The organism is Vibrio lamellibrachiae (assembly GCF_050337265.1).
Classification (GTDB): Bacteria; Pseudomonadota; Gammaproteobacteria; order Enterobacterales; family Vibrionaceae; genus Vibrio; species Vibrio kyushuensis.
The window spans coordinates 1,136,118-1,161,346 of sequence record NZ_JAKJSU010000004.1 but is presented as its reverse complement, the minus strand read 5'-3'; the positions used below and the strand labels follow the sequence as shown (position 1 = coordinate 1,161,346).

Below are 25,229 nucleotides of genomic sequence, written 5' to 3'. Positions count from 1 at the left end.
CAATAAAGAGTTATTAAGTTGAAGGCTGTTCCACTGGCTTAGTTTCTTCTACTTCAGCGTGTGGTGATTTTCCTGTTTTACGTTTGTATTTTTCTTCCCAGTAAGTTGCACCTTTGATGCCTAATTTTACAGGGTTGAACGTAAATTCAGTGACGCCACGTTTCTGCTGTTCTTCATAATCGGCAAGAGCTTTTAATGCAGGCTTCGACATAAAGAAAATAATCAAAATACCGATAATGTTTAGCCAAGCCATTAAGCCTACACCCACATCACCCATTGCCCATGCCAAGTTAGCACTCTTCACGGTTCCGTAGAAAACTGCTGCCATGATGACAAGTTTTAGAACAAACATTAGACCGTTAATTTTTACTGTTCTACGTATGTAAGCAATGTTTGTTTCTGCAATGTAGTAGTAAGCAAGAATAGTGGTAAATGCAAAGAAGAAAAGAGCAATCGCGATGAATGGTTTACCTACACCAGGAAGCGCACTTTCAATCGCCATTTGCGTAAATACAGGACCGTTAGCACTGATGTTTTCAGCAATGTTTTGTACGATAAATGCGTCTGGGCCACCGTGTACGTTGTACGCACCTGTGATCAGAATCATAAACGCAGTTGCTGAACATACTAGTAGCGTATCGATGTAGATAGAGAACGACTGAACAAGACCTTGTTGAGCTGGGTGATCAACACTTGCTGCAGCTGCAGCGTGAGGGCCAGTACCTTGTCCTGCTTCATTTGAGTAAACACCACGCTTAACACCCCAACCAATAGCAGCACCAAAGCCAGCCATAGGTGTGAATGCATCACCAATGATCATTGCGAAGATACGAGGTACTTCACCAACGTTTAGTAAGATGATAACGAAAGCCGTGATGATATAAGCAAGCGCCATGAACGGCACAACAACTTGAGTGAAGTTAGCAATACGCTTAACGCCACCAAAAATGATAAAGCCAAGAATAATTGCGACAACAGTACCGGTTAAAATTTTAGCAAAACTGAAGGTACCGATAGCTGTTTCAATCATCTCACCAGAGCCGAATGCAGCTTCTACTGCATTACCAATACTGTTTGATTGAACACCAGGAAGAAGAACACCACAGGCAAAAATCGTCGTGATAGCGAAGATCCATGCGTACCATTTTTGTCCCATCGCTTTTTCAATGTAGTAAGCTGGACCACCACGGAACTGGCCTTCGTCTTCTTCTTTATAGATTTGAGCCAGTGTTGATTCTGCGTAGGCAGTAGCAGCGCCAAAGAAGGCAACAACCCACATCCAGAATACTGCACCTGGGCCACCAAATCCGATAGCAGCAGCAACACCAGCAATGTTACCTGTGCCGACTCGGCCTGATAGTGATACGGCTAAAGCTTGGAATGAGGAGATACCCTTGCTTGAGCTCTTTCCTGACAACAATAGACGCCACATTTCAAAAAAGTGACGAATTTGTACAAACCTGGTAATGATGGAGTAGAACAATCCAGCGCCTAGGCACAAATAGATCAGCACTGGGCTCCAGATAATTCCATTCATAAAATCAACAAACGACTGCATGAGCTTTTTCCCTGTTTATGTAGTGATTATTTTTCAATCGACACATTAACGTTTTTGTAGCGAACTTGTTAATGCTTTTGTCTATTCAGGTTTCTGGTTGTGACTTAGTACACAAATCTATTCTTGTTATGATTTGTAGGTGAAATATCTGGTAGAGGTGTAAACATTGCGTTAATAAATTGTTCACAATGTGAGTTTTGAAGTTTAATAGCGGCACTGAATGTCACTGGTTGCGGTGATAACACCTGCTTATTGGTTGGTTTTTAGATAGTCATGCCTTTCGTGCTCGGAATTCGAGGGTAGAAGGGAAGGCTTGCTCATCGAGGGACAAACATAAATTTTCAATGGCAACTTAATCGCGACCTCCTACAATTAATTACTGAGGGGTACGCATATGAAATCAGAAGAGAGCCAATGCAGTTATCAAAGCCCCGATAACTGGTGTTGTGATCAACCTTGTGGCGACTCGGGACTGTGCTATTGGCATGATCCTAGTGTAGATAAAAGTCATGATGATATACGTGAAAAGGTTGAAAGCTGGGCTGCTGAGGGGAAACCCTTAGATGGATTTCAGTTGGCGAAAACGAACTTGGTGGATATCAATCTAGTAAACCGAGGGAGTAAAGAAGGTTATAAGTGTAGAGACGTAGATTTCTACCGTGCAGATTTATCTCATGCACATTTTTTCGGCTTAGATTTACAGGGGTCTTCATTAATGAAGGCTAAGTTATGTTCAGCAAACTTACACTGCGCAAAATTAGATAATTGCAACTTGTTAGGTGCGGATCTTGGCCGAGCAAGGCTTGAGAATATTGAGTGGGGAGATTCATTAAAACAAGAGATAGATACCCGGGCGGCATTAAAACTAGGTGATCGTAACAAAGTTGTTTCTTTATGTCAGGAAGCCGAAGAGGTTTGTCGAAACATTCGAAAGCAATGTGAAAAAGAAGGACTGTTCGAAACGGCAGGTACATTTTTTAAAAAAGAGATGAGGTACCGTCGCTATCAAATGCCACCTTTGAGTTTTAATCGTTTTATCTCAAAAACGGTGGATTTATTTTGTGGGTACGGAGAATCACCAATTCGTGTGGTGACATTTTCGTTGGGTTTGATTTTAGCGTGTGCAATGGCGTATTTTTTGTTGGATACGACAGCTCATAACCCTATTTACGCTGATGTAGAAGGTTGGCGTTTTTATGTTTATGAATTCTTCAATGCTGTCTATTTCAGTGTTGTCACTTTTACGACACTCGGTTACGGAGATATATCACCCCATGGGGTCGCAAGGTTTATTGCGGCGTTTGAAGCGTTTTTAGGCAGCTTCACCATGGCTCTGTTTGTGGTCGTCTTTGTTAAGAAGATGACCCGGTAAATAACCAGTCTTAGTTAAGGCAACAAGGTAAAAAAAGCAGATACTTATGTATCTGCTTTTTGTCTTTCTATAGCTATGTAACCTTTCTTCCCTCGTGTCATCCTCCCTGATTTTTCAACGTTCTACACGCCGGCAGTTGATGCTCTCTTATTATTAATTGTTATGTTTTTATTGTTGATATGTAATTTTTTAATCTTTAGCTCGGTCTGATTGAAGGCGGATATTGAATGTAGGCTGTTCGGTTGCCTTTAAATCAGCTTATCGGAGGGGTGCAGTGAAAGAAGGTAAACGGAGAAGCATGTGTCACTAATCACGAGTTTACAGACCCACCTTTTGACTGGCACAGGCTCAACGCTGTGGCTGTTTGTGGGGATTATTTTGCTTTCTTATCTATTAGAAGATCTTGCCATCATCGCTGCGGCAGGCATTGCTATGCAGCAGTTACTCCCACCATCGTTGGCTTTATTAGCCATTTTTCTTGGCATAGCGTCAGGTGATATCGGGCTCTATTACTTAGGAAAAGGAAGCCGATATTTTAGAGGTCTACGTTATAAAGCATTAACAAACCGCCACTTTAGGGTGCTGCGAAGGAAGTTACACCAAAGGACATTTCTTAACTTGTTTATCATCCGTTTTATTCCCGGGATGAGAACCGTGGGGTTTACCTTGAGTGGTTATTTTTCCATCCCCTTACCCGGCTTTCTAATTGCAGTAATTAGCGCTAGCGCGATCTGGACGGCGCTTATTTTCAGCACCATCTATTCTTTAGGTAGTACAGACTGGATTCAAGAGAGCAATTATCAATGGGTCACTATACCGATTGCGCTGTTAGTACTTATTACCGCAAATCGCTTTCTTAATAAAACACTTTCTAGAGGTTATGGATGAACTCGACGCTGAGCACAAAATGCATTGCCAAGAATAAAGTGAACGCTGGAATGCCGCTACTAGAGATCGATGCGACTGGCGCGGTATCTCCTTATGAATTTCTCCCGAGTTGGCTTTTTTATACGCCAGTGATGATTCAAAGTGTGTTTCTTGGCATTAAGCATTGGGATATTGGCTTGCCGCTGATTGCGAATCCAAGCATTAAACTCAGTGGCATGGTCGGGGAATCAAAACATGACATCCTCTCTTTAGCGGGAGATAAAGCGAAAGGGTGGATCTCTCCGTTTATTACGTTAACGAAAAACAGTGACGCTTCCGAAGTTCTATTAGCACAGGCGTTATCCACAATGAAGAGAGAGGCACTCGACTTCCCTATTGTGGCTAAACCGGACTTAGGGTGTAGAGGGGTTGGCGTTAAGCTGCTGCAATCACCAGAACAGTTGCACGCCTATATAAGAACATTCCCACTCAATGCTCGATTTTTATTACAGCAGAAAGCACCTTATCAAGCGGAAGCTGGGGTTTTTTACGTGCGTTATCCTGGTAACAGAAATGGCGAGATCATATCGATCACGCTTAAATACGCGCCATCGGTTATCGGTGATGGATTGCGTTCGCTACAAGAGTTGATTGAACGCTGCCCTCGAGCGGGTCAATTAGCGCATCTCTACTTACCTAGGCATAAAGAGAAACTCCATTGGGTACCTAAAGCGGGGGAGGAGTTTCAACTCGCCTTTGCGGGTAGTCATAGCCGTGGCTCAATATTTCGAAACGGTAATCAATACATCAGTGACGCGTTGACCAAAAGGCTGGATGAAATCTTCGATGATTTTGATGGATTTCATTACGGCAGGCTAGACGTCAAATTTGAAGACATTGAGCAATTGATGGCTGGAGATAAGTTTACGATTTTAGAAATCAATGGAGCAAGTAGTGAAGCTGCTCATATCTGGGATCGCAACACCCCCCTTAAAGAGATCTTTCTCACCTTGCTTGAGCAGTATCGAATTTTATTTGATATCGGAGCAAAACAAAAATTACTTGGACACAAGCCCCCCTCGATTTCTGCGCTATTAAAGGCGTGGCAAGAAGAGAAACGATTGACCGAGCAGTATCCGGCAACTGACTAACTCAAAATACAGGGATTCATATGTTTGCACTTTCCACACCAGACTCAGCTTTAATTTATAACCGCATGTATAACGAATCAGCGATTACCCCTGTGGTTTTGGGCGCTATTGAGACGCTTGAGCAAGGTTATCAGTTTCTTACCGATATTACGGATGCACAGTATTGTCACGATGCAAAACCTCATTTATCAAGCACCATTGGGCAGCACTTTCGACATTGGCTCGATTTGTTCCATGCCTTGCTATGTTCGAAGCATCCGTCTCAAGAGAGTTATCAAATTGACTATAACCAGCGTAGGCGTGGGCATGAAGTAGAAGAGCTTCGTCAGACTGCGATGGAAGAAATTACGTATTTTATCGAACGCTTAATGAAGATGAATGCGAATGATCTACGCTCACAGGTTGTGATTTTAACTGAGGTTTCTTTAAGTCGAAGCGAAGTTTGCACGATGTCCTCAACCTTTGAGCGTGAACTTACCTTTGCAGCGCTACATGCCAATCATCACTTTGCAATGGCAAAAGTTGTGATGACCTTATTGGATGTGAAAACAAACGACGAGTTTGGTTTAGCTCCGGCCACGGCCACCTTTATAAGAGGGCAATAAGATGTGTTCAGTGTCGTGGATAATTAATGAGTCAGGCTACCACGTATTTTTTAATAGAGACGAACAAAAGAGCCGTGCTTTGGCGTTGCCACCTAGGCAGCTTAACGTCAACGGTGTTGAAGTTTTGATGCCTATCGATCCTGCCGGCAATGGCAGCTGGGTAAGTTTAAATGAATTTGGGCTGTCGCTTTGCTTGCTGAACAACTATCAAGGTGTCGTTCCGAGTAGAACACTCAGGAAAAGTGATTTAGTGAGCCGTGGGCTATTGCTCAAGCAATTATCGGGTTATGCCAACATTAAGCAGATTGAACACTCCTTCCATCAACTCAATCTCAATCAATTTGCACCTTTTACGTTATTGGTGTTCTCGCCAGTGACAAGCTCAACCCCATTAAGCGTGGTGGCATTTGCATGGAATGGACAAGAGAGTTCTATTTACCCTACTGAGTGTCCTCTATTTTCATCCAGTGTTGATGTGGATGCGGTTAAAGCTTATCGGCTAGAGCAGTTTCGACAATTCACTGCCGATGATAATAGTGTCGATTCGCTATTAAAATTTCATGCCCACCATCACCCAGATCAGATGCATCTATCGACCTGCATGCACAGAGCGGATGCGCAAACAGTCAGTATGACGTACTTAAATGTGTCAAAGAGTCATCAGTTTATGGCGTATGTCCCCGGATCTCCCTGTGAACATTTATCAAAACAAGCCATAGAACAGAATCAATATCAGCTCTGTCATAAAACCTCTCTGGTTTCGTAACAGACTTGCAATAGAGGATACATAAAGTGAACGCATCATTAATTCCAATCGATAACCGTCAGAAAAACAAACCTGTGGGTATATTCTTTCATTTCAAGATCATGCTAGGTGGGTTACTGCTTTTAATTAGCTCTCATGGTTATGCTGCCGATGAAATCTATACCGGTTTTTTCAGTAGTAAGGCGCTTGGTGGTTATGACACGGTTGCCTACTTTACTGATGGTAAACCCGTTAAAGGTAGCACTGATTTTCAAACTGAGTATAAGGGCGCGGATTGGCTCTTTTCATCACATGAAAACTTACAAGCCTTTATTGCAAACCCGAACAAATACGCTCCCCAATATGGGGGCTACTGCGCTTGGGCGGTGTCAGAGAAAAATGATTTTGCACCTGGCGATCCTGAGCAGTGGTCATTAGTCGATGGAAAACTGTATCTCAACTACAACAGTGACATTAAACGCCAATGGGAAGCAAAGCAGGCTCACCACATTGCTCAGGCTGATAAGCATTGGCCTTCGCTCATTCAATGATAGTCGATAAGTAACAGAAATAATTAAGGTGATTTATTATGATCAGTAGCCCTTTTCGTTTACAACGTCATACGCCATTTGGTCTCGGAGAGTCTGTTGTTGAATGGGCTACTGGGTTATCTAAGTTAGACTTTTTGTACCAAAAGCGTCCTTCTACTCGTTCAAGTTTTGAGTTCATGAATTACACCCTATCAGCACTCAATGTTCGTTATTTGGTTGAACAAGGAGAAGTCGCTGCTATTCCTACATCGGGTCCAACCGTCATTGTGGCCAACCACCCTTTGGGTGCAATTGAAGGTGTCATACTGGCCGATCTCATTGGAACTATTCGACAAGATGTAAAAGTGCTAGCAAACCAGATGCTTAAACGCTTGCCTGAAATTGATGATCTATTTATTGGGATTGATGTCTTTAACGGTAAAGATTCTAGACGAACCAATGCCAACGCAGTGAGGGAAGCCCATCGACACTTAGCTGATGGAGGGCTGCTCATTGTTTTTCCTGCTGGTGAAGTATCCACTTATCAAGGTAATTCAACCACTCTGTCTGACATAGAGTGGAGCCAATCTGTGGCTAAATTTATTAAGCGTAGTCAGGCTGTTACCGTTCCAATTTTTATTAATGGTCAAAACAGCCCACTATTTTATCAGGCTGGTAAAGTGCATCCGCTATTGCGCACAGCTCTACTTGGTCGTGAACTACTCAATAAAAAAGCGACCAGTATTGCTATCTCTATTGGTAGTGCCATTCCATACTCTGAATTGAAAGACTTTGAGTACGATAGAGATGTAGTGAACTATTTAAGGCTCAACACATACTTAATGAGCTCTAGTATATCAACAGACCGAAAGACGCTTTTGGATCATGATGATCCCTCCTTGTTTGATACTCCGATAATCTCGCCTATTAGCCCTGATTTTTTACAACAAGATATCTCGTCGTTACCGGATTCAATGTTATTGATCGAGAAGGGAGATTACCAAGTCTACTATGCGCCAACTCAAATGTTACCCAATGTGATACAGGAGATCGGTCGAATTCGAGAAGAGAGCTTTCGTCAAGTGGGTGAGGGGAGTGGGTTGGCTTGTGATGTGGATGAGTTTGATCTGCACTACTATCAGTTATTCGTTTGGAATCAAAAAGAAAAGGAGATTGTGGGTTCGTATCGAATGGGGTTGGTGGATGAACTCGTAGAACAACATGGTTTACAAAGTCTCTACTCTAGAAGCTTATTTCAGTACGACGAGAGCTTTATAGATTCGCTTGATAATAGCATTGAAATGGGACGCTCCGTGGTCGCTAAAAAATATCAACGAAATCTGAATTCCCTGCTGATGCTTTGGAAAGGGATTGCCACCTTCGTCTATCGAAATCCTCGCTATACCCACTTATTTGGTCCGGTTAGTATCAGCAATGATTACAGCCATGTAGCGCGTCAGCTGATGGCGGCAACGCTCTCTGTTCACCATTATGATCAAGAAAAAGCGACTCTTGTGAAAGCAAAGACGCCGCTACGTAGCAGCGGAAATGTTTTTTGGCAGACGAATTTACTCTCATCACTCGCGAGTGTTCCTCTACTTTCTAAGGTGTTAGCGCGCATGGAAAAAGGAAAAGGGCTACCCGTGTTACTTCGTCAATATTTGGGCATGAATGGCAAACTGGTGTGCTTTAATGTAGACCCTGCTTTTCAAGATGCGCTTGACGGTTTGATTGTCGTGAATATGAAAGCGGTTCCTCTCAAAACACTCAGTAAGTATATGGGTAAGACAGAGGCGATGGAGTATCTAGCGACTACTAGCGACGCAAAGGGTAGACCTTAATAAAGGGAGATTGACTGATTTCCTTCAAACTTTACACCGCCGACTATATTCATATCTATTTATGTTGTGACGTTATTAACTCACAGCACTTTCAATTGTTAAACCAAGTATGGCAAAAAGTGCAGTTCTCAAAATTGGGTTGAATTTGATATTCAATTTGGGAATTCCTCCCTTCTTTCTACTTTAAAGCTTTATATTAAGCAATATCAATTGCTTATATTCATCTGTTAACTGGCATAAGCCTTGCTCCCTTACTCTATTACGCCGTAATTTCCCATTATTATTCAGGCTTAAGTGAGGTCGCGATCATGACAAGTTTTCTAAAAATAAAAACAATACCAATCGTGCTGGTACTACTAGTGAGTGGTTGTGGAGGAGGTGATGGTGGTAGTGGCTCAAGCAGTGGTGGGTCAGGCAGCGGAACTGCGTCAACAGTCAATAGCCCAGATGAAGAGGTATCAAGCTCTTCTACAGAGACAGGCCCGACTCAGCAAGAAATAGAAGCAATGGCAACTAAGTCACTCACCTATTCAGGCTCTAGTGGCGATTTTAGTTTTTCTAATCAGCGACAAGTCAGTGTTCGCTTAAGTTTTGAGTATCTTCAGCCTCATACCACCATTGAAATATATATCAAAGCGGATGAGCAACAGGCAGTGTTGCTAGAAAAAGGTCAGATGCAAAACGCTGATCTTTACGTTACAGCCTTACCTATTCCAAGTGACATCAGTGAGCTTCATGTCAGCCTTGATGGCAGTGACCCTTCAGACTTTATTATTGCGATTAACAGTGCAAATGTCGCATACCATTCTTTTGATTATTAAGGAGCGAGTTATGAGATACATAACCACAGCAATTAGGGGGATGGTATTTACTCTGCTTCCATTTTGGGCATATTCCGCGCCTTTTTTAGCTCAGGACTTAAGTGAATTCAGCCAAGATCTTTATCATCAATTTGGTTATGACGTTGCGATAAATAAAGATCGCGCCATTGTTTCTGTACCAGGTTCTTCGGGGTCGGAGGGGCAAGTGTGTCTCTATTTAGTGAACGACGAATCTTGGTCTGAGGAGCAATGCTTATCACCGACAACAAGCCAAGGAAATAGCGTTACTCTATTTGGGCGTTCCATTGATATCTCTGACCAATACGTAGTGATAGGAGCTAAAAGACAAGGGGCGGTAAGTACTGGCGTGGCGTATGTGTTTGTAAATAACAATGGAACATGGCACCAAGAGGCTGAAATAACCCCGCCCAATGGGGGAAACAATACAATGTTTGGCATTACTGTCAGTGTTGATGGAGATTACCTAGTTGTGGGTTCTCCGAGTCAAGGCGCCAACAATAATGGTGTCGTATATTCTTACGTGAAAAGCGAGTCAGAATGGAAGTTTGACCGTAGCTTTGAACCTGACTCACCAAATAAAAGTCGGCACTTCGGTTCTTCTATCCATTTTTCTCGCAGCTATTTAGCCATTGGCGACTACGAACATGGAAGAAATAAAGAGGGATCGGTAACTGTTTACTATCAAGAAGACGGCATTTGGACCAAGCAGGCAAGGCTTACTGGTGGCGCTGTCACTAAAAGCAGTGAATTTGGAAAAGTAACCGCTATTTCAAAAGATTATCTATTAGTTGGTGCACCTCAAGAAAACCACCCATCGCTAAAAAATAAGAAAAAATGTGGAGCGGTGTATGTTTATAAACGTAGTCTGACTCAATGGCAGCCTTTGGCGAAACTGGTCTCGGATGATCTAGACCGTAATGACAATTTTGGTAGTGCAGTGGCCATTTTTGATGATCACTTAGTTATCGGAGCAAATGGTAAAGATTCACGCAAAGGAGCCACGTACACCTTTAAATTTAGCCATGGGGTATGGGAGCAGGTTGATAAAATTAGCTTAAATAATGCCAGCAATAACGATGATTTTGGCTCCTCGGTTGCTATATCGGAAGATTACCTAGTTTTGGGGGCTCATAATAGATCGACTGGTCTCAAGTATTCCGGGTCATCGTATATTTACGACTTAGACAAAGATACCTCACCAACAAGTTATGAACTGGCGACTCTTGCTCTATCGACACAATTAATCGCCAATACTGGTGATACAGTGATTGAAGAAACAGACAGTGATGGTGATGGTTTATCGAATATTGATGAAACGGCTATATTGAAAACGGATCCTAATAACCCTGATACTGACGGCGATGGTATCGATGACAGACAAGAAGCGTTACTTTATTTGTCCGATCCTCTTGAACCCGATACGGATTCTGACGGTCTATCCGATCTCGAAGAAATCATTACATACAACTCTGATCCGACAATGGCCGATACCGATGGTGATGGGTATTCTGATGCTACTGAAGCGTTAATACTCAATACTGAACCTTCTTTAGTTGATTCTGATTTTGATGGGCTAACCGATGAAGAAGAGCTAACAATGACGGGAACAAATCCATCTCTATCAGATACTGACGGTGATGGTTTGACTGATACCCAAGAATTGTATCTATTCCAAACCAACGAAGACAACGCCGACTCTGATTCAGATGGATTCAGTGATGGTAATGAAGTTAACTATTACGAAACCGACCCATTGGATTCAAGTAGCAAACCCGTTAGCACAACAATTAGTAGTACGTTTAGCCCTTCATCGAGTGAAGAAGGCACTATGGCGTTTGAAGATGAATGGCCAATAACAGGGGACTATGACTTTAACGATGCGGTTGTGAATTACAATATAGAAGAGACTAAAGTGAATGGTCTTGTAAAAATGATCACTTTTAGGGTCAGACCCGTTGCAAGAGGGGCAATCTATGATAATTCACTGCGTTTGGTCATCAACACACCGATCAGTAATGTCGAGAGTGCGACTTCAAAATCTAGGGGCGTTACCCGTTCTCTTATGCCCGTTGCTGATATCAATAAAACTCAATTCATGCTCATTGAAGATTTAAAAAGTGCGCTGCCTCCACCGACAGGACATAAGCTTTCAAACACACTAACAGGTTCACAAAAAATAAATGGTCACCAGTTTGTAGTTACGATTGAATTCAAGTATCCAATGGATCCTGAAATACTTGGAGCGCCGCCTTACAATACTTTTATTGCCAGAGAGCTAGAACATGGTGAAATCATAGAAGTTCATTTTCCCGGCTTCCCCCCAACACGTCATGCATCGAGACGAAAATTTGGGTCAATACATGATGATTCAGATCCATCAGAAGACAGGTTCTATCAAACAGAAGAAAACTTACCTTGGGCGATGCAAATGCCGAGTTCGTGGCACTCTCCGAAAGAGAAGGTCGATCTTTCCAATGCTTATCCAGACATTCTTAATTGGGCAAAAAGTAAAGGGAAGCAAAATAAGAACTGGTATAAGAGCAAAAGAAAGTCCCAATTTATATTTGATGAGGTGGAAGACTTATAGCTAACGCAGACCGAGTTTAAAGTGAAGAAGTAGAGTTTGGGCAGGGGACAGAGCTTAGAGAACTCAGAAGGATAATATTCATCAATCTGTGATGAAGTAATCTTCTATGTCGCCAACAATATGTGTCATGATGCTTGTACAAAAATAATACAATCATCAAGGACGATATAATGAAAGACGAAACGCTATCGATTCACTTTGGCTACGAAACCGATCCAACAACCAAGTCTGTGGCAACGCCTATCTATCAAACGGTCGCATACGAGTTTGATGATGCCCAGCACGGCGCTGATCTATTTAACTTAGCCGTGCCGGGAAATATCTACACGCGAATAATGAACCCGACTAATGACGTATTGGAAAAACGCATGGCCGCACTTGAAGGCGGAATCGCGGGATTAGTTGTCAGTGCGGGTAGCGCAGCTATCACTTATGCGATTCAAACACTTGCAGAATCGGGTGACAATATCGTTTCAACACCTCAGCTTTATGGCGGGACGTATACCCTGTTTGCACATATGCTGCCAAAGCAAGGCATCGAGGTTCGATTTGCCAAAGATGATAAACCAGAAAGCCTTGCAGAGCTTATTGATGAAAAGACGAAAGCTGTGTATTGCGAAACTATTGGTAACCCAGCCGGCAATATCATTGATCTAGAGCGTATTGCAGAACTTGCTCATGCGCAGGGAGTCCCTGTGGTGGTCGATAATACGGTTGCAACACCAGTATTATGTAAGCCTATTGATTTTGGCGCGGATATTGTTGTTCATTCATTGACAAAATATGTAGGTGGCCACGGAACGACTCTCGGGGGCGTGATTGTCGATTCAGGTAAGTTCCCATGGGCTGAACATAAAGAACGGTTCCCTGTATTCAACCAACCAGAGCCTTCTTATCATGGTGTTGTGTATACGGAAGCATTTGGTGACGCTGCATTCATTGGCCGAGCACGTACGGTACCACTGCGAAATACGGGAGCAGCGTTGTCACCGATGAATGCCTTTATGCTCATGCAGGGGCTAGAAACGCTATCACTTCGTATGGAGCGCCACACTGAGAACGCTCGAAAAGTTGCAGACTACTTAAGCCAACATAATAAAGTCAGTTGGGTAAGTTATGCCGGTTTACCAACATCTGAATATTTCCCGTTGGCTGAAAAATACATGAAAGGAAAACCATCAGCAATTCTATCATTTGGCTTGAAAGGTGGTTACGAAGCAGGTGTTCGTTTTTATGATGCTCTTGAGATCTTTAAGCGATTGGTGAACATTGGTGATGCTAAGTCATTGGCTTGCCACCCTGCCTCTACGACTCATCGCCAGATGGATGAACAAGAGCAAAAGCGCGCCGGTGTATTCCCTGAAATGATTCGTTTATCTGTAGGTATCGAGCACATTGAGGATATTCTTGCGGATCTTGATCAGGCACTCAACGCATAAACACATTCATATAAAGAGAGAGCCAGAGTAACGGGTTCTGGTTCCTCTTTACTGACACTCGACTTTTAACGGCAATGCTCCCATGCATTCGCATCAATTTCATCAGCTTTAAATTGATTAGAAAAATGCTCCAGTAGCGCTGCAAGGTTACTGCCGTTATCTAGGATGGGGTTGATCACCAAATCGGGGCTAACTTGAATATCGCACCCTTGTGGTTGTGCATTCGTTGCGATCACAACAGGAACAATGAATTTATCTTGGTTTAATGGATGGTGCTCTTTTAATTCCAGAGCTAGATTATGCGCCACAGCAATATCATCGCTACTATATTCACTTTCTCCTACCTTGAATACCACAACAAACACTAAGCCACGATACAAAAAGACCACATCAATTTTAGCCTCACTATTGCATGGCTGATAGTCAAATATTATGTGTCCTGCAAGGTGCAATAGTTCATTGATTTGTGCTTGAATTAACTCGATTTTCTCAATGAAACGAGTAGGCGGATTGCCCTGCAAAGCAGAGATTATCAACTCACTATTAGTGCGAGAAAAATCATACAGCGAAGCAGAATAGAGAGAAGGGGAGGTCATAGCCAATACTTTAATTTTGTTGTTTTTCTGATTGTATCGAGTTGCGGTCATTGACTCAAGGCTGTGAATCTGAAGATATAAGACCATCAGAATAAACTACGAATAGAGACGTAGTAAACGGGAAGGATCATCATAACCCAAACCGATTTAATGCTAGTTTAAAGTTGATACTTTCAGTATATCTAATTGTTTTTGCAGAGTTTTAATTCAATATGGCTGATTGGCGCTGTTCGTGTGAAAAACGTTCAAAACCTTTTGGGTTCCCATGTGCTAAATGAAAATGAGTCATTACGAAGATGCATTTGTAAGTGTATGATTTATCACCAACTAAAATAATATCTGCAATTACTATTCTATAACGCTATAAAGCTTACCAATAACAGCGTAGGATCAGGCCACTTTTGACTTCAAACTAGGCCTGCACTTTAGTGCTCTATCATCAAAAATTATGAAACTAACCGCTAAACCGTCACTGAATAACGCATTACTTATCTCTATCTGTACACCGAAGTTTAAAGGTGATGAGGCAGCAGAATCACTTGCAGAGTTAGCTCGCTTGGTGACTACGCTTGGGTTTAAAGTGGTTGGAACTCAGTCGCAAAAACAAAGCTCAACTCAAGGGCTGAATGTATTGGGTCTTGGAAAACTCGCTGAAATCGCTCACCTCACTGGTAATAAAGGGTCGATTGAAGAGGAAGAAGATGAGTTCGATGAGTTTTTTGATGAGACTGACTTTGATGATATTCCATCCGAGAACTTACCGCTCTCGTGCGCGGATGTGGTGGTGTTTGATTGTGATTTAACCGCATCACAAATGCGTAATGTTGAAAATCAACTTGGCGTAGAAGTGTATGATCGTACGGGTATCATCATTGAAATCTTTAGCCGACACGCTCGAACTCGAACCGCTCGTTTACAAGTGGAAATTGCTCGCCTTAATTATATGGTGCCACGACTAAGAGAGTCGATGCGTGGTGATAATGAGCGCCAAATGGGTGCGGGTTCCGGCGAAACAAACTTTGAGCTGGATCGCCGTAAAGTACGTGACCAAATCGCCGAGTTGAAGCGTGAGCTTGTTAGTGTTCAGGCTGAGCTTAAAGGCCGCCGTAAACAACGTGCCGAGCTGTTTAGTGTCGCTTTAGTCGGTTATACCAATGCGGGTAAATCTTCAATGATGCGCGCAATGACAGGCAGTGACGTATTATCGGAAGATAAGCTCTTCGCTACGCTTGATACAACCGTACGAGCGCTTTACCCGGAAACGCAACCACGTATATTGGTGTCTGATACCGTTGGCTTTATTAAAAAGCTGCCACATGATCTCGTTGCTTCATTCCACTCAACGCTGGCTGAAGCTCATGACGCATCGTTACTTCTATATGTTGTTGATGCATCAGACAAGACGTTCCGTGCTCAGCTCGATGTTGTGCATGAGGTGCTAGGGGAAGTGGGTGTTGAGGGTATTGAAAAACTGTTGGTGCTGAACAAATCTGATCGACTGAGTGAAGAGCAACAACAAGCGCTGATGGAAGAGTTTCCTGATGCGATGATGACATCCACCCGCAACCCACTTGATATCACCAAGCTGCATGAGTACATCGTCAATGTTGCGGAGAATGGCATGGTTGAAGATGAGATTATTGTCCCTTACACAGCAAACGGCATAATTGGTGAGATCCGTTCTAGTATGAGTGTTACCAAAGAAGAGTATGAATACGATCATATAAAGATTTCAGTACGTTCAAGCTCAATTGACTTAGCAAGATTGAAAAAGCGAATGCTGACCGTTTAAACAGGGATATTCCCTTATGTATTAGCGTGCCTAAAACCGTGTAGTTTTGTGGTTCTCTTTCAATCTGTCGACGGCATTTATTTCAGGCTCTAACATTCGTTAGGGCCTTTTTATTGATGAATAACTAGCCGTTTGGTTAGGTAAAAAAGGGATTGGATCATGGCAACCCAAACCGATTACAACCCGGTTTATTAGAAGGTGACCTCTAGTTAACCTATTGTTTATACGTTATTTTATTGCTGCTAGTCCTTTTTTCGTCAGCTCACTAGCAAAACGCTCTTTAGCTTTAGGTTCACCATGTATCAAATGGATGCTCTTCGGCGAAGGTGATATCCCGTTAATGAATTTTAATAGATCACATCTATCCGCATGCGCAGAGTAACCAGACATGGTGTGTATCTGTGCATTGACTTCAATGACCTCATCATCAATATTGACGGTGTTACTGCAATCTTTACTTTGATTTTGAAGTTCACGCCCTAATGTTCCTTTCGCTTGGTAACCTGCAAAAATTACGTCAGTACGGCTATCCGGTAGTAAGGCTTTTAAGTAATTCATGATTCTTCCACCTTGGCACATCCCCGACGCTGCAACGACAATTGCAGGCTCTCCGGTAGATTTCAATCTGTTGACGATTCGTTGGTGGCTTCGATGATCGTTAATCGTAATACACTGCTCAAAGGCGAGTGGGTGACGGTTTGATTGCAGGTGTTGTTTCGCTTCATCTCCCCAAAGCTGTTTAAATCTTCGATAAGACTCAGTGACTCTTTGGGCCATAGGGGAGTCGAGGATAATCGGGATGTCGATATCTATCTGATGAGAGTTAATGAGCTGTTCAATATCAAACAGTAGCTCTTGAGTTCGCCCCACGCTAAACGCAGGAATGAGTATTGTGCCCCCATCTCTTAATGAGCGTTCAATGATCTCCCTGAGCCGACTTGATCTTGTGCTGATATCTTCGTGCTTAGAATCACCGTACGTCGTTTCAATCAAAAGGTGATCAGCACGCTCAGGAGGAACGGGATCGGGTAACAACGGAGTATTGGTTGGCCCTAAGTCGCCAGAAAAGACCACGACCTCTTGGTTGGAAAGGCGAACCTCAATATAAGCCGAACCGAGAATATGCCCAGCTTGTTGGAATCGAGCGTAAAGCCCGTTCGTCACATAGTTGGTAATCGGAAACCACTGATCGTATTCATGAGGGTGCAACATTCGGCGTATTTGATTGAGAACTTGTTCTGTTTTTCTGTTCGATAGACCAAGCTGAAGCTTTAAGCTGTCTTCGAGCATCAAAGGAACAAGCACCGATGTTGCTTCACTGCAATAAATAGGCTTGTTAAACCCAGAAGCAAGTAACCATGGTAGACGGCCGATATGATCGATATGAGAATGAGTCAGCAATAGTGCATCGAGATGTTTGGTTTCAAACTCAATCTCTAAAGGGCGAGAATCTGAACCTTGAAACAGCCCACAATCAACGAGAATAGCCTGAGCATCGGATCTTAGTTCATGGCAAGAACCAGTGATGGTGTCCTTTCCTCCGTGATGAATGATTTCCATAGTTCACTCCCCAAATGGATACTCAATCACTGTGCCTGTAGTTTCGGCCTCAAACAATGGGTGGAAAAAGAATTGCGACTATTAAGAGATTTTCTAGTGACGAGATAACTTGTGGAGCGTGAAAAAACTGAAGGTTTCACGCAAATAAAAAGGGCCAACTCTTTCGAGTTGGCCCTTTCCAAACGTTTGGTGGAGCTGGCGGGAGTTGAACCCGCGTCCAAAAATCATTCATCATTGGTACTACATGCTTAGTCGATCTTTAAATTCACCAAGTACCTGCGAACCGACACGCTAGTAAATGACTATCCTGAATTAAATTTCGAACTTCATCTCTCAGGCGGGAGAATCCGATCTAGCTAGTTTGGGTTTGACTCTCTGTTATTCCCCGTCTTACAAGCGGAAGCTAGGGCAGAAAGGCTCTCAACAGGTTATTAAGCTGCTAGTGCGTAGTTTTCGTCGTTTGCGACTATATTTTGCGGCTTTTAACGTGGCCAACCGCCCCACGGCATGCACCTCAGACTTCAAAATTCTTGTCGAATCCTAAATCAGCCCCAAGTGTTATTTGCATAGTACCAGAAAAGCTTTGCCTGTCTAGACTTGTGCGTTTAAGTGCTCAATATTAACGCAGATTACTCTTCATAATCCGTGCTTTATCGCGAGCCCAGTCTTTTTCTTTCATATCAGTACGTTTATCGTGCAGTTTTTTACCTTTCGCGACACCTACTTTTAGTTTCACCCAAGAGCGAGACCAGTAGAGAGCAGTAGCGATCAGTGTCATACCTTCACGGTTAATACGACCAATTAGGTTGTCGAGTTCTTTACGAGAGAGTAGTAGCTTACGTATGCGTGTCGGGTTAGCGACAACGTGCGTTGATGCTTGAGTCAATGGTGTGATTGTCATACCACTAATAAATGCTTCGCCGTCACGAACATACACATAGCTTTCTGCGATATTAGTTTTACCTTCGCGCAGAGATTTTACTTCCCAGCCTTGTAGCTCCAAGCCAGCTTCAATTTCATCATCAATGAAATATTCGTGGCGAGCTTTTTTGTTTTGAGCGATGGTATTGCTACCCGCTTTATTCTTTGATTTCTTTGCCATAGTGCCTGCATTATACGGCTTGGATTTCGGTTAGGAAATCCTTATTTGCTCTAAGAGAGAATAAACGTAGAATTACAGCTATAAATGATTATGTAAAGCAGTACTGGAGTTAACATGAAACAAGTGAGTCGTTCGGCATTAGTCTCGTTTAGTGCTGAGCAGATGTACGCATTAGTGAATGATGTCTCAAGCTATCCTCAATTTTTACCCGGATGTTCAGGCTCTCAGGTTCTTGAATCAACCGAAACGTCAATGGTTGCATCTGTTGATGTGTCAAAGGCAGGTATCAGCAAAACATTCACCACATCGAATCAGTTGAATCATGGCCAATCAATAATAATGAATTTGGTGGACGGTCCATTTAGCTCGTTAACCGGCGGCTGGTATTTTACTCCGCTAGATGAAAGCGCTTGTAAGGTTGAGCTTAAGCTAGAGTTTGAATTTTCTAGCAAAATGATTGAGCTAGCGTTTGGTAAAATCTTTAGTGATTTGACTAGCAATATGGTCAGTTCTTTCACTAAGCGAGCTAAAGAGGTCTATAGCTGTTATGAGTATTGAATCTGAGATGATCCATGTAGAAGTGGTGTATGCGCTTCCTCAAGAGCAACGCGTGTTTACTTTGGTTGTAAATAAATCAATGAGCGTGGAAGAGATTATTGTTCAATCAGGCGTGTTGGCGCTGTATCCCGAGATTGATTTAAAGCAGAACAAAGTAGGAGTGTTCAGTCGAAATATCAAACTTGATGCAACGATTCAAGATAAAGATAGAATTGAGATTTACCGCCCGTTATTGGCTGATCCAAAAGAGATCCGAAGAAAAAGAGCTGAGCAAGCCAGCAAAGCAGCCAAAGTGAAGGCCGCTAAAGAGAAGGCTAACAGTTGACGAAAGGCGTCAGTTCAATAAGTGCTTTGCGCATGAATAACACCAATAAAAATGGCCCGTATTTCTACGAGCCATTTTTTGTATTCTATGTATGTAGTCGTTAGCTATTGCAACTAACTAGTTAATACTTTCGAAAAACTGATCCCCGGCTGGAAACTCACCGGCAATATCAACCAGTGTGCCTGAAGGGTCAAAGTTAACAACTAGGTTTTGTTGAACTGAGTCTTTGTGGCCAGCGGTATGGTGATAAATATAGTACCAAGTATCTGGGTAACCATTTTCAATCAGCATTGGAGAGCCCATTACGTAGCGCACTTGCTCTTTAGTCATACCAAATTTAAGTTGGTCGACGGCTTCTTGTTCTACGTAATTGCCCTGATTAATGTCAATTCTATAAACAAGTTTCTCTAACACAGAACAACCAGTTAGCATTGTTATTGCTAGCGGTGCGATGACTAACCATTTTTTAAACTGCATATCTTCTTTCTTTACAAATGAACATTAAACTGCGGTGATAATAAACAACCTAGGCGAAGAAGTAAAAAACTCCTTCACCTTTGGACTGTTTCAGACCGTGAATTTAGAGATAGGTTGCAAAGAAAGTTCAAATAGAACGAAAAGTGGAACTTATTGGGCCTAGTGCACCTCTAGGCCTATATATTAAATCGGTTGTTTATGCGGCAATTAATAGTTCTTTCGCATTTGCCAAAGTCGATTGAGTAATCTCACTGCCGCCGAGTAGGCGAGCAAGTTCAGTGATTCGCTCTTCAGTACCCAGACTGTGCATCTTAGTTTCTGTCTTTCCTGCCTTCGTTGCTTTAGCAACAAACAGCTGTTGATGGCCGCAGCCTGCAACTTGAGGTAAGTGGGTGACACAAAGAACCTGTGTCGATTGCCCCAGTGTTCTTAGCATCTTTCCGACTACGGCTGCAGTTGGGCCACTGATACCGACATCAACTTCATCAAAGATCAAACTAGGAGTCTCAACCTTTTGCGCCGTGATAACTTGAATCGCAAGTGAAATTCGAGACAGCTCACCACCTGATGCGACTTTAGCGATTGGTTGTAATGGTTGACCTGGGTTTGTTGAAACAAGGAAGCAGACAGAATCCATACCTAGTGGAGAAGGATGCGCACCTTCACTGTCGACCGAGATTTGGAACTTTGCTTTCTCCATGCTGAGTTCATGCATGCTTTGGCTGATAAGTTTATTTAGTTCTTTAGCGTAACGACAGCGAGACTTATTGAGCTTTTCGGAGGCAGATAAGAATGTTTGGTACTTACCTTCTAACTCTTGTTCTAGTTCATCGAGGCGTTCATCAGAACAATCTAACGCTTCGATCTGCGCTAGTAGATCTTGGTGGTGCTGATAGAGTCCGTCGGCCATAACATGATGTTTACGAGCGATCAACATCACTTTCGAAAAACGCTCTTCAACATACGCCATGCGCGCAGGGTCAACATCGATATTATCAAGATAACCACGTAGCTCCGCATTGACTTCTTCGATCTGAATTATCGCTTCTGCAACCATACTTGGTAACTCAGTAAGTGTTTCGTCAAGCTCAGCAAGTTGTACTAAGGACTGATTGGCCGATTGCAAAATACTAAGCGCATTAACTTCTTCACCTTCGTAGATAAGCTCGATAGCCTGTTGGCAGGTTGAGGCAAGCTCTCCACTGTTGGATAGGCGTTTGTGTTCTTGTTCGAGTTGTTCATATTCGTCCTCGCCAAGAGAGAGCTCATTTAGCTCTTTGATTTGATATTCAAGAAGTTGTTTTTGCGCTTGGTTTTGCTGACTGTTTTCTTTGAGTTTTTTAAGTAAGTTATCAGCCTGACGCCATTGTTGATAGGTATTGCGTGTGTTCTTTAGCAGGTTCAAATGCCCAGCATATTGATCGAGCATTGCCATTTGGTAGTCACTTTTCATCAATTGATGGTGTGCATGCTGACCGTGGATGTTGATCAGTAGCTGGCTGAGTGACTTTAATTGGGAAAGCGGAACAGGGCTGCCATTAATGAAGGCTCGCGAACGGCCCTCTTTTGTAATGGTACGACGCAAAATACACTCACTGCCATCAAGTAGATCGTTGTCTTCAAGCCAGCGAGAAGCAAGTAAGTTATTGTCTAATAAAAATGCTGCGCTTACTTCGGTTTTTTCTTCGCCTTGTCTCACCATTCCGGCTTCAGCACGCCCACCTAAACAAAGACCGAGTGCGTCAATAGCAATTGATTTACCCGCACCGGTTTCGCCAGTAATACTGGTCATCCCTTTTGAGAGCTCGAGCTGCAAAGATTTAACGATAGCGAAGTTGTTTACACTTAGGTGAGCTAGCATTTTATTTACCTGTACAATTAAACAATACTGTATAAGAAAACAGTATATACTGTTTCTTTATACAGTAAAGTTACAGAGGTAAGTTATTTTTGCTTATTGATTACTATGTGAGCAAGATCGACTGAGCAGGTAATGTCTAATGATCTAGCAATACGTACCGAGCTATCAACATTCCACGTGTGACCAAATCAAAACAGCTTACTAGACCATCCAAGCTTATTCCGTAGTACGTGGTAGTAGCTATAGTCTTTTGGGTGGATCAGCTTTAGAGCTGTAGGGCTTTGATAGATATGAATTTCATCACCTGGTGAAACAGGCAGGGATATTTGTCCATCACAGCTTACTTCTTGTGTTCCTCTGTTGTCTGGAGAGACAATAAGTTTGATTCGGCTATTCCCGTCCACAACTAATGGGCGGCTAGATAACGTGTGGGGAAACATTGGCACTAAGCTAATCGCGTTCAAACTAGGAGATAGAATTGGACCACCACCTGACAACGAATAAGCGGTTGAGCCTGTAGGTGTTGCCACGATAAGCCCGTCAGATCGTTGAGAGAACGCAAACGTATCATCAATATAGACTTCAAACTCAATCATGTGTGCAACTTGCCCTGGGTGTAATACGGCTTCGTTAAGTGCGGAGTTATGGCTCTTTACTTGCCCATGGCGATGAATTTCGGTTTCTAATAAGAAGCGGTTTTCTATTCGGTACTCACCGTTAAGAACGCCGAGTAAGTCGCCTTGAAAGTTGTCTGGGTCTAAATCAGTTAGGAAACCTAGGTTGCCTCGGTTCACACCGATAACGCAGATATCAAATCGAGAGAGCACTCTTGCGGCGCCAAGCATGTTGCCATCACCACCAACAACAATGGCAAGATCGGCTTTTTTGCCCAGATCAATTAGACTAGAAAAATTCTCTTTAGGGATATCATCAAGAATATCGCATAAACGGTCATCAATAAAAACTTGGTAACCTTCTGCGGTTAGCCATAAATAGAGCTCTTTATGTGTTTGTATTGCTTGCTGATCTCGCGGTTTTCCGATGATAGCAATCACTTCAAAGCATTTTTTCATAGGTTTTCCAGACTAATTAGACTTGAATCAAGAATCTTCATCCCCATAATAATGGCAAGTCACCCCTTTATGCGAATTTTTGTGCCCCTAATTGAGTAACAAATAGTATAGGTGCACGTTGGAATGAATTCTGGAGATATCATGAGCAACGAAGAAAACAAAATGAAAGAAGAAGAACTAAAGAATACAGAAAGCACAGAGCAACAAGCTGATGTTGTTGGAAGCGATGCTGATATCGAATGGAATGAAGAGTTACAAGTTGATGAGCAAGAAGCAAAGATCGCTCAACTTGAAGCTGCTCTACTAACAAGTGAAGCAAAAGTTCAAGATCAGAAAGACTCGGTATTACGCGCGAAAGCAGAAGTAGAAAACATGCGCCGTCGTACTGAAGTTGAAGTTGATAAAGCGCGTAAGTATGCCTTGAACAAGTTTGCTGAAGAGCTGCTACCTGTTATTGATAACCTTGAGCGTGCAATTCAATCTGCTGATACTGAAAATGAAGCGGTTAAGCCGGTTCTTGAAGGTGTTGAAATGACGCACAAGTCTTTTGTCGATGTGGTTGCTAAGTTTGGTTTAAAAGAGATTAACCCTGAAGGTGAAACTTTTAACCCTGAATTACACCAAGCGATGTCTATTCAAGAAAGCGCCGATCACGAGCCTAATTCAGTGATGTTCGTAATGCAAAAAGGTTATGAGCTAAATGGCCGAGTTATTCGCCCAGCAATGGTAATGGTGTCTAAATAATACCCATTATTTATAGGTTTTTCTGAAGAGGAGCTGATGCTCCTCTTTTTTTTTCCTAGTTGTAAACATTTCTGTTACTCAATTATTAAATCTTATCCACTGCCAATCTCTTACTAAGCTAGTTTTAAATTCCTTATGTTTATGTTTCATCGATATTTATCTCTGTTGTGGTGATCTATATGAAAGGTTGTTGGTGCTTTCCTTTGTGTCTTCACTGTGTATTATGACTGCCTTCTCGGCATTAGACCGAGTTTTTAACTAATAATTAACACATATGCACACACAACAACTGGAGTTGAACGATGGATAAGTCGCTCTCAAGCAAAATATTTATAGGACTTTTCACTGGTCTTATTTTAGGTACTGCAATTCAATATTTGTTTAGCGGTGTAACGTTCATGGATACATACCTGTTAGGTCTCGCTAACGGTGTTGGAACCATGTTTGTTGAAATGATCAAATTAATGGTTGTCCCATTGGTTTTCTTCTCAATCGTCTGCGGTATCGTTGATCTAAAAGATCTCTCATCGTTTGGTCGTTTAGGCAGTAAAACTTTTTCTTTGTACATTCTAAATACTGTTATCGCGATTATTCTAGCCCTTACTATTGGTATGATCTTTCAGCCAGGTGCTGGCGCTAACCTAGCGGGTACGGTTTCAGAATCTGTAGAGTTTGCGACAACTGACACGCCTGATATCTTCTCGTTGATTGTTAATATCGTACCAAGTAACCCAGCAGCAGCGTTTGCTAGTGGCGATATGCTTCAGATTATCTTCATGGCTATTCTGGTTGGTATTGGTATTCAAGCGATGAAAGAGCGCGGTGCACCAATCGCTAACGCTTTCAAACTTGGCAATGAGCTGATGATGAAGCTGATTGGTCTTGTAATGGGGCTTGCGCCATACGGTGTGTTTGCGTTGATGATTAATCTAGGTGCAACACTAGAAGCGGGTACATTAATGTCAGTGGCAGGTTATGTCGCTCTTGTTATCGCAATGCTTCTGTTCCAGATTTTTATCTTCTACCCAACAGTCGTTGCACTTACTACGCGTTGTTCTTCAAAAACGTTCCTACGTGCCGTTCGTGAGCAAATATTATTCTCACTTTCTACAGCAAGTTCAAACGCAACGATTCCTGTAACGATGCGTACGTTGACTGAAAAACTCGGTGTATCGAAATCGGTAGCGGGTTTTGGTGTTCCTCTAGGCGCAACGATGAACATGGCGGGTGTATCTGTTTACATCGCACTGGCAACTATCTTCGTCGCTAACGCATTTGGTCAGCCAATTGTAACCGCTGATCTGTTCATGCTTGGTTTCACTATCTTACTTCTTTCCATTGGCGCTGGTGGCGTACCTGGTGGAGGTGTTGTAATGGTCGGTGTTCTATTGCATCAACTAGGGTTACCACCTGAAGGTTTGGCAATCATTGCTGCCGTTGACCGTATCAATGATATGTTCTGCACATCATCTAATGTTGTCGGTGACACAGCAGTGAATACCATTGTTGCTCAATCGGAAGGTGAAGTTGCTGAAGATGCAGTAACAGCTGAGCCTTCACGCGCAACCGCTTAAATGACTAGTCATAATTGAATAAAAAAGCAG

General features: G+C 42.6%; 22 protein-coding genes and 1 other RNA gene. 15 read left to right on the top strand and 8 right to left on the bottom strand.

Features of this window, described 5'->3' with window-relative positions:
* Positions 1–13: 13 nt before the first annotated feature.
* Positions 14–1,558: an alanine/glycine:cation symporter family protein gene (locus tag L4C54_RS05450; RefSeq protein ID WP_428807354.1), complete on the bottom strand. Its 1,545-nt coding sequence runs from the start codon at positions 1,556–1,558 to the stop codon at positions 14–16.
* A gap of 394 nt (positions 1,559–1,952) precedes the next feature.
* Here L4C54_RS05450 and L4C54_RS05445 point away from each other — a divergent pair, with 394 nt between their 5' ends.
* The 10 genes from L4C54_RS05445 (at position 1,953) to L4C54_RS05400 (ending at position 13,537) form a co-directional block, all read left to right on the top strand.
* Positions 1,953–2,930, top strand: a complete 978-nt coding sequence (locus L4C54_RS05445; RefSeq protein WP_428807353.1) for an ion channel — start codon at positions 1,953–1,955, stop codon at positions 2,928–2,930.
* Between the two features lie 300 nt (positions 2,931–3,230).
* Positions 3,231–3,818: a DedA family protein gene (locus tag L4C54_RS05440; RefSeq protein ID WP_428807352.1), complete on the top strand. Its 588-nt coding sequence runs from the start codon at positions 3,231–3,233 to the stop codon at positions 3,816–3,818.
* Positions 3,815–4,948 carry an ATP-grasp domain-containing protein gene (locus L4C54_RS05435; protein ID WP_428807351.1) on the top strand — a complete coding sequence of 378 codons (1,134 nt, stop codon included), beginning with the start codon at positions 3,815–3,817 and terminating at the stop codon, positions 4,946–4,948. The genes L4C54_RS05440 and L4C54_RS05435 overlap by 4 nt, the downstream gene beginning before the upstream one ends.
* A gap of 65 nt (positions 4,949–5,013) precedes the next feature.
* On the top strand, positions 5,014–5,553 hold the full coding sequence (locus L4C54_RS05430) for a hypothetical protein (protein ID WP_428807407.1): 540 nt from the start codon (positions 5,014–5,016) through the stop codon (positions 5,551–5,553).
* Between the two features lies 1 nt (position 5,554).
* Positions 5,555–6,319: an NRDE family protein gene (locus L4C54_RS05425; RefSeq protein ID WP_428807350.1), complete on the top strand. Its 765-nt coding sequence runs from the start codon at positions 5,555–5,557 to the stop codon at positions 6,317–6,319.
* Between the two features lie 101 nt (positions 6,320–6,420).
* On the top strand, positions 6,421–6,849 hold the full coding sequence (locus L4C54_RS05420; protein ID WP_428803659.1) for a YHS domain-containing (seleno)protein: 429 nt from the start codon (positions 6,421–6,423) through the stop codon (positions 6,847–6,849).
* A gap of 38 nt (positions 6,850–6,887) precedes the next feature.
* Positions 6,888–8,669, top strand: a complete 1,782-nt coding sequence (locus tag L4C54_RS05415; RefSeq protein ID WP_428803622.1) for a bifunctional lysophospholipid acyltransferase family protein/GNAT family N-acetyltransferase — start codon at positions 6,888–6,890, stop codon at positions 8,667–8,669.
* Positions 8,670–8,977: 308 nt separating this feature from the next.
* Positions 8,978–9,490, top strand: coding sequence for a hypothetical protein (locus L4C54_RS05410; protein ID WP_428807349.1), 513 nt, complete (start codon positions 8,978–8,980; stop codon positions 9,488–9,490).
* 10 nt (positions 9,491–9,500) lie between these two features.
* Positions 9,501–12,098, top strand: coding sequence for an LruC domain-containing protein (locus L4C54_RS05405; RefSeq protein WP_428807348.1), 2,598 nt, complete (start codon positions 9,501–9,503; stop codon positions 12,096–12,098).
* A 170-nt stretch (positions 12,099–12,268) separates the two neighbouring features.
* Entirely contained in the window at positions 12,269–13,537 is a 1,269-nt protein-coding gene (locus tag L4C54_RS05400) for an O-acetylhomoserine aminocarboxypropyltransferase/cysteine synthase family protein (protein WP_428807347.1), read from the top strand.
* Positions 13,538–13,602: 65 nt separating this feature from the next.
* Here L4C54_RS05400 and L4C54_RS05395 read toward each other — a convergent pair whose 3' ends face one another.
* Positions 13,603–14,184, bottom strand: coding sequence for a hypothetical protein (locus L4C54_RS05395; RefSeq protein ID WP_428807346.1), 582 nt, complete (start codon positions 14,182–14,184; stop codon positions 13,603–13,605).
* 397 nt (positions 14,185–14,581) lie between these two features.
* Between L4C54_RS05395 and hflX the strand changes: the two genes are divergently transcribed.
* The gene (hflX, locus tag L4C54_RS05390) at positions 14,582–15,925 is read left to right on the top strand and encodes a GTPase HflX (RefSeq protein ID WP_428807345.1); all 1,344 of its coding nucleotides are present in this window, start codon (positions 14,582–14,584) and stop codon (positions 15,923–15,925) included.
* Between the two features lie 228 nt (positions 15,926–16,153).
* Here the strand turns inward: hflX and L4C54_RS05385 are convergent, their stop codons facing one another.
* From L4C54_RS05385 to smpB, 3 genes are all read right to left on the bottom strand, one after another.
* Entirely contained in the window at positions 16,154–17,485 is a 1,332-nt protein-coding gene (locus L4C54_RS05385; RefSeq protein WP_428807344.1) for an MBL fold metallo-hydrolase, read from the bottom strand.
* A 187-nt stretch (positions 17,486–17,672) separates the two neighbouring features.
* Positions 17,673–18,038, bottom strand: a transfer-messenger RNA (tmRNA) gene (gene ssrA, locus L4C54_RS05380).
* Between the two features lie 66 nt (positions 18,039–18,104).
* Positions 18,105–18,587 (bottom strand): SsrA-binding protein SmpB, encoded by a 483-nt coding sequence (gene smpB / locus L4C54_RS05375; RefSeq protein ID WP_428803613.1) that lies wholly within the window; start codon positions 18,585–18,587, stop codon positions 18,105–18,107.
* Between the two features lie 114 nt (positions 18,588–18,701).
* On the opposite strand from smpB, the gene L4C54_RS05370 reads away from it, so the two are divergent.
* Positions 18,702–19,145: an SRPBCC family protein gene (locus L4C54_RS05370; RefSeq protein ID WP_428807343.1), complete on the top strand. Its 444-nt coding sequence runs from the start codon at positions 18,702–18,704 to the stop codon at positions 19,143–19,145.
* Entirely contained in the window at positions 19,135–19,470 is a 336-nt protein-coding gene (locus L4C54_RS05365; protein WP_428807342.1) for an RnfH family protein, read from the top strand. Before L4C54_RS05370 ends, L4C54_RS05365 begins: the two co-directional genes overlap by 11 nt.
* A 117-nt stretch (positions 19,471–19,587) precedes the next feature.
* Here L4C54_RS05365 and bamE read toward each other — a convergent pair whose 3' ends face one another.
* The 3 genes from bamE to nadK all read right to left on the bottom strand — a co-directional run bounded on the left by bamE (position 19,588) and on the right by nadK (position 22,881).
* The gene (bamE, locus tag L4C54_RS05360) at positions 19,588–19,947 is read right to left on the bottom strand and encodes an outer membrane protein assembly factor BamE (RefSeq protein WP_428803610.1); all 360 of its coding nucleotides are present in this window, start codon (positions 19,945–19,947) and stop codon (positions 19,588–19,590) included.
* A gap of 196 nt (positions 19,948–20,143) precedes the next feature.
* Positions 20,144–21,808, bottom strand: coding sequence for a DNA repair protein RecN (gene recN / locus L4C54_RS05355; protein ID WP_428807341.1), 1,665 nt, complete (start codon positions 21,806–21,808; stop codon positions 20,144–20,146).
* A gap of 188 nt (positions 21,809–21,996) precedes the next feature.
* The gene (nadK, locus tag L4C54_RS05350) at positions 21,997–22,881 is read right to left on the bottom strand and encodes an NAD(+) kinase (protein WP_428803608.1); all 885 of its coding nucleotides are present in this window, start codon (positions 22,879–22,881) and stop codon (positions 21,997–21,999) included.
* Between the two features lie 141 nt (positions 22,882–23,022).
* Here nadK and grpE point away from each other — a divergent pair, with 141 nt between their 5' ends.
* Positions 23,023–23,625, top strand: coding sequence for a nucleotide exchange factor GrpE (gene grpE / locus L4C54_RS05345; protein WP_428803607.1), 603 nt, complete (start codon positions 23,023–23,025; stop codon positions 23,623–23,625).
* A gap of 302 nt (positions 23,626–23,927) precedes the next feature.
* On the top strand, positions 23,928–25,199 hold the full coding sequence (locus L4C54_RS05340) for a dicarboxylate/amino acid:cation symporter (protein ID WP_428803606.1): 1,272 nt from the start codon (positions 23,928–23,930) through the stop codon (positions 25,197–25,199).
* Positions 25,200–25,229 lie beyond the last annotated feature (30 nt).

Bases quoted from the DNA above. Each gene is read 5' to 3' on its own strand.
- L4C54_RS05395 (WP_428807346.1), bottom strand. From the start codon at position 14,184: ATGACCGCAACTCGATACAATCAGAAAAACAACAAAATTAAAGTATTG.
- L4C54_RS05420 (WP_428803659.1), top strand. From the start codon at position 6,421: ATGCTAGGTGGGTTACTGCTTTTAATTAGCTCTCATGGTTATGCTGCC.
- L4C54_RS05415 (WP_428803622.1), top strand. From the start codon at position 6,888: ATGATCAGTAGCCCTTTTCGTTTACAACGTCATACGCCATTTGGTCTC.
- L4C54_RS05435 (WP_428807351.1), top strand. From the start codon at position 3,815: ATGAACTCGACGCTGAGCACAAAATGCATTGCCAAGAATAAAGTGAAC.
- L4C54_RS05425 (WP_428807350.1), top strand. From the start codon at position 5,555: ATGTGTTCAGTGTCGTGGATAATTAATGAGTCAGGCTACCACGTATTT.
- hflX (WP_428807345.1), top strand. From the start codon at position 14,582: ATGAAACTAACCGCTAAACCGTCACTGAATAACGCATTACTTATCTCT.
- L4C54_RS05385 (WP_428807344.1), bottom strand. From the start codon at position 17,485: ATGGAAATCATTCATCACGGAGGAAAGGACACCATCACTGGTTCTTGC.
- L4C54_RS05430 (WP_428807407.1), top strand. From the start codon at position 5,014: ATGTATAACGAATCAGCGATTACCCCTGTGGTTTTGGGCGCTATTGAG.
- L4C54_RS05410 (WP_428807349.1), top strand. From the start codon at position 8,978: ATGACAAGTTTTCTAAAAATAAAAACAATACCAATCGTGCTGGTACTA.
- L4C54_RS05445 (WP_428807353.1), top strand. From the start codon at position 1,953: ATGAAATCAGAAGAGAGCCAATGCAGTTATCAAAGCCCCGATAACTGG.
- L4C54_RS05340 (WP_428803606.1), top strand. From the start codon at position 23,928: ATGGATAAGTCGCTCTCAAGCAAAATATTTATAGGACTTTTCACTGGT.
- L4C54_RS05370 (WP_428807343.1), top strand. From the start codon at position 18,702: ATGAAACAAGTGAGTCGTTCGGCATTAGTCTCGTTTAGTGCTGAGCAG.
- L4C54_RS05450 (WP_428807354.1), bottom strand. From the start codon at position 1,558: ATGCAGTCGTTTGTTGATTTTATGAATGGAATTATCTGGAGCCCAGTG.
- smpB (WP_428803613.1), bottom strand. From the start codon at position 18,587: ATGGCAAAGAAATCAAAGAATAAAGCGGGTAGCAATACCATCGCTCAA.
- L4C54_RS05405 (WP_428807348.1), top strand. From the start codon at position 9,501: ATGAGATACATAACCACAGCAATTAGGGGGATGGTATTTACTCTGCTT.
- L4C54_RS05400 (WP_428807347.1), top strand. From the start codon at position 12,269: ATGAAAGACGAAACGCTATCGATTCACTTTGGCTACGAAACCGATCCA.
- bamE (WP_428803610.1), bottom strand. From the start codon at position 19,947: ATGCAGTTTAAAAAATGGTTAGTCATCGCACCGCTAGCAATAACAATG.
- recN (WP_428807341.1), bottom strand. From the start codon at position 21,808: ATGCTAGCTCACCTAAGTGTAAACAACTTCGCTATCGTTAAATCTTTG.
- nadK (WP_428803608.1), bottom strand. From the start codon at position 22,881: ATGAAAAAATGCTTTGAAGTGATTGCTATCATCGGAAAACCGCGAGAT.
- L4C54_RS05365 (WP_428807342.1), top strand. From the start codon at position 19,135: ATGAGTATTGAATCTGAGATGATCCATGTAGAAGTGGTGTATGCGCTT.
- grpE (WP_428803607.1), top strand. From the start codon at position 23,023: ATGAGCAACGAAGAAAACAAAATGAAAGAAGAAGAACTAAAGAATACA.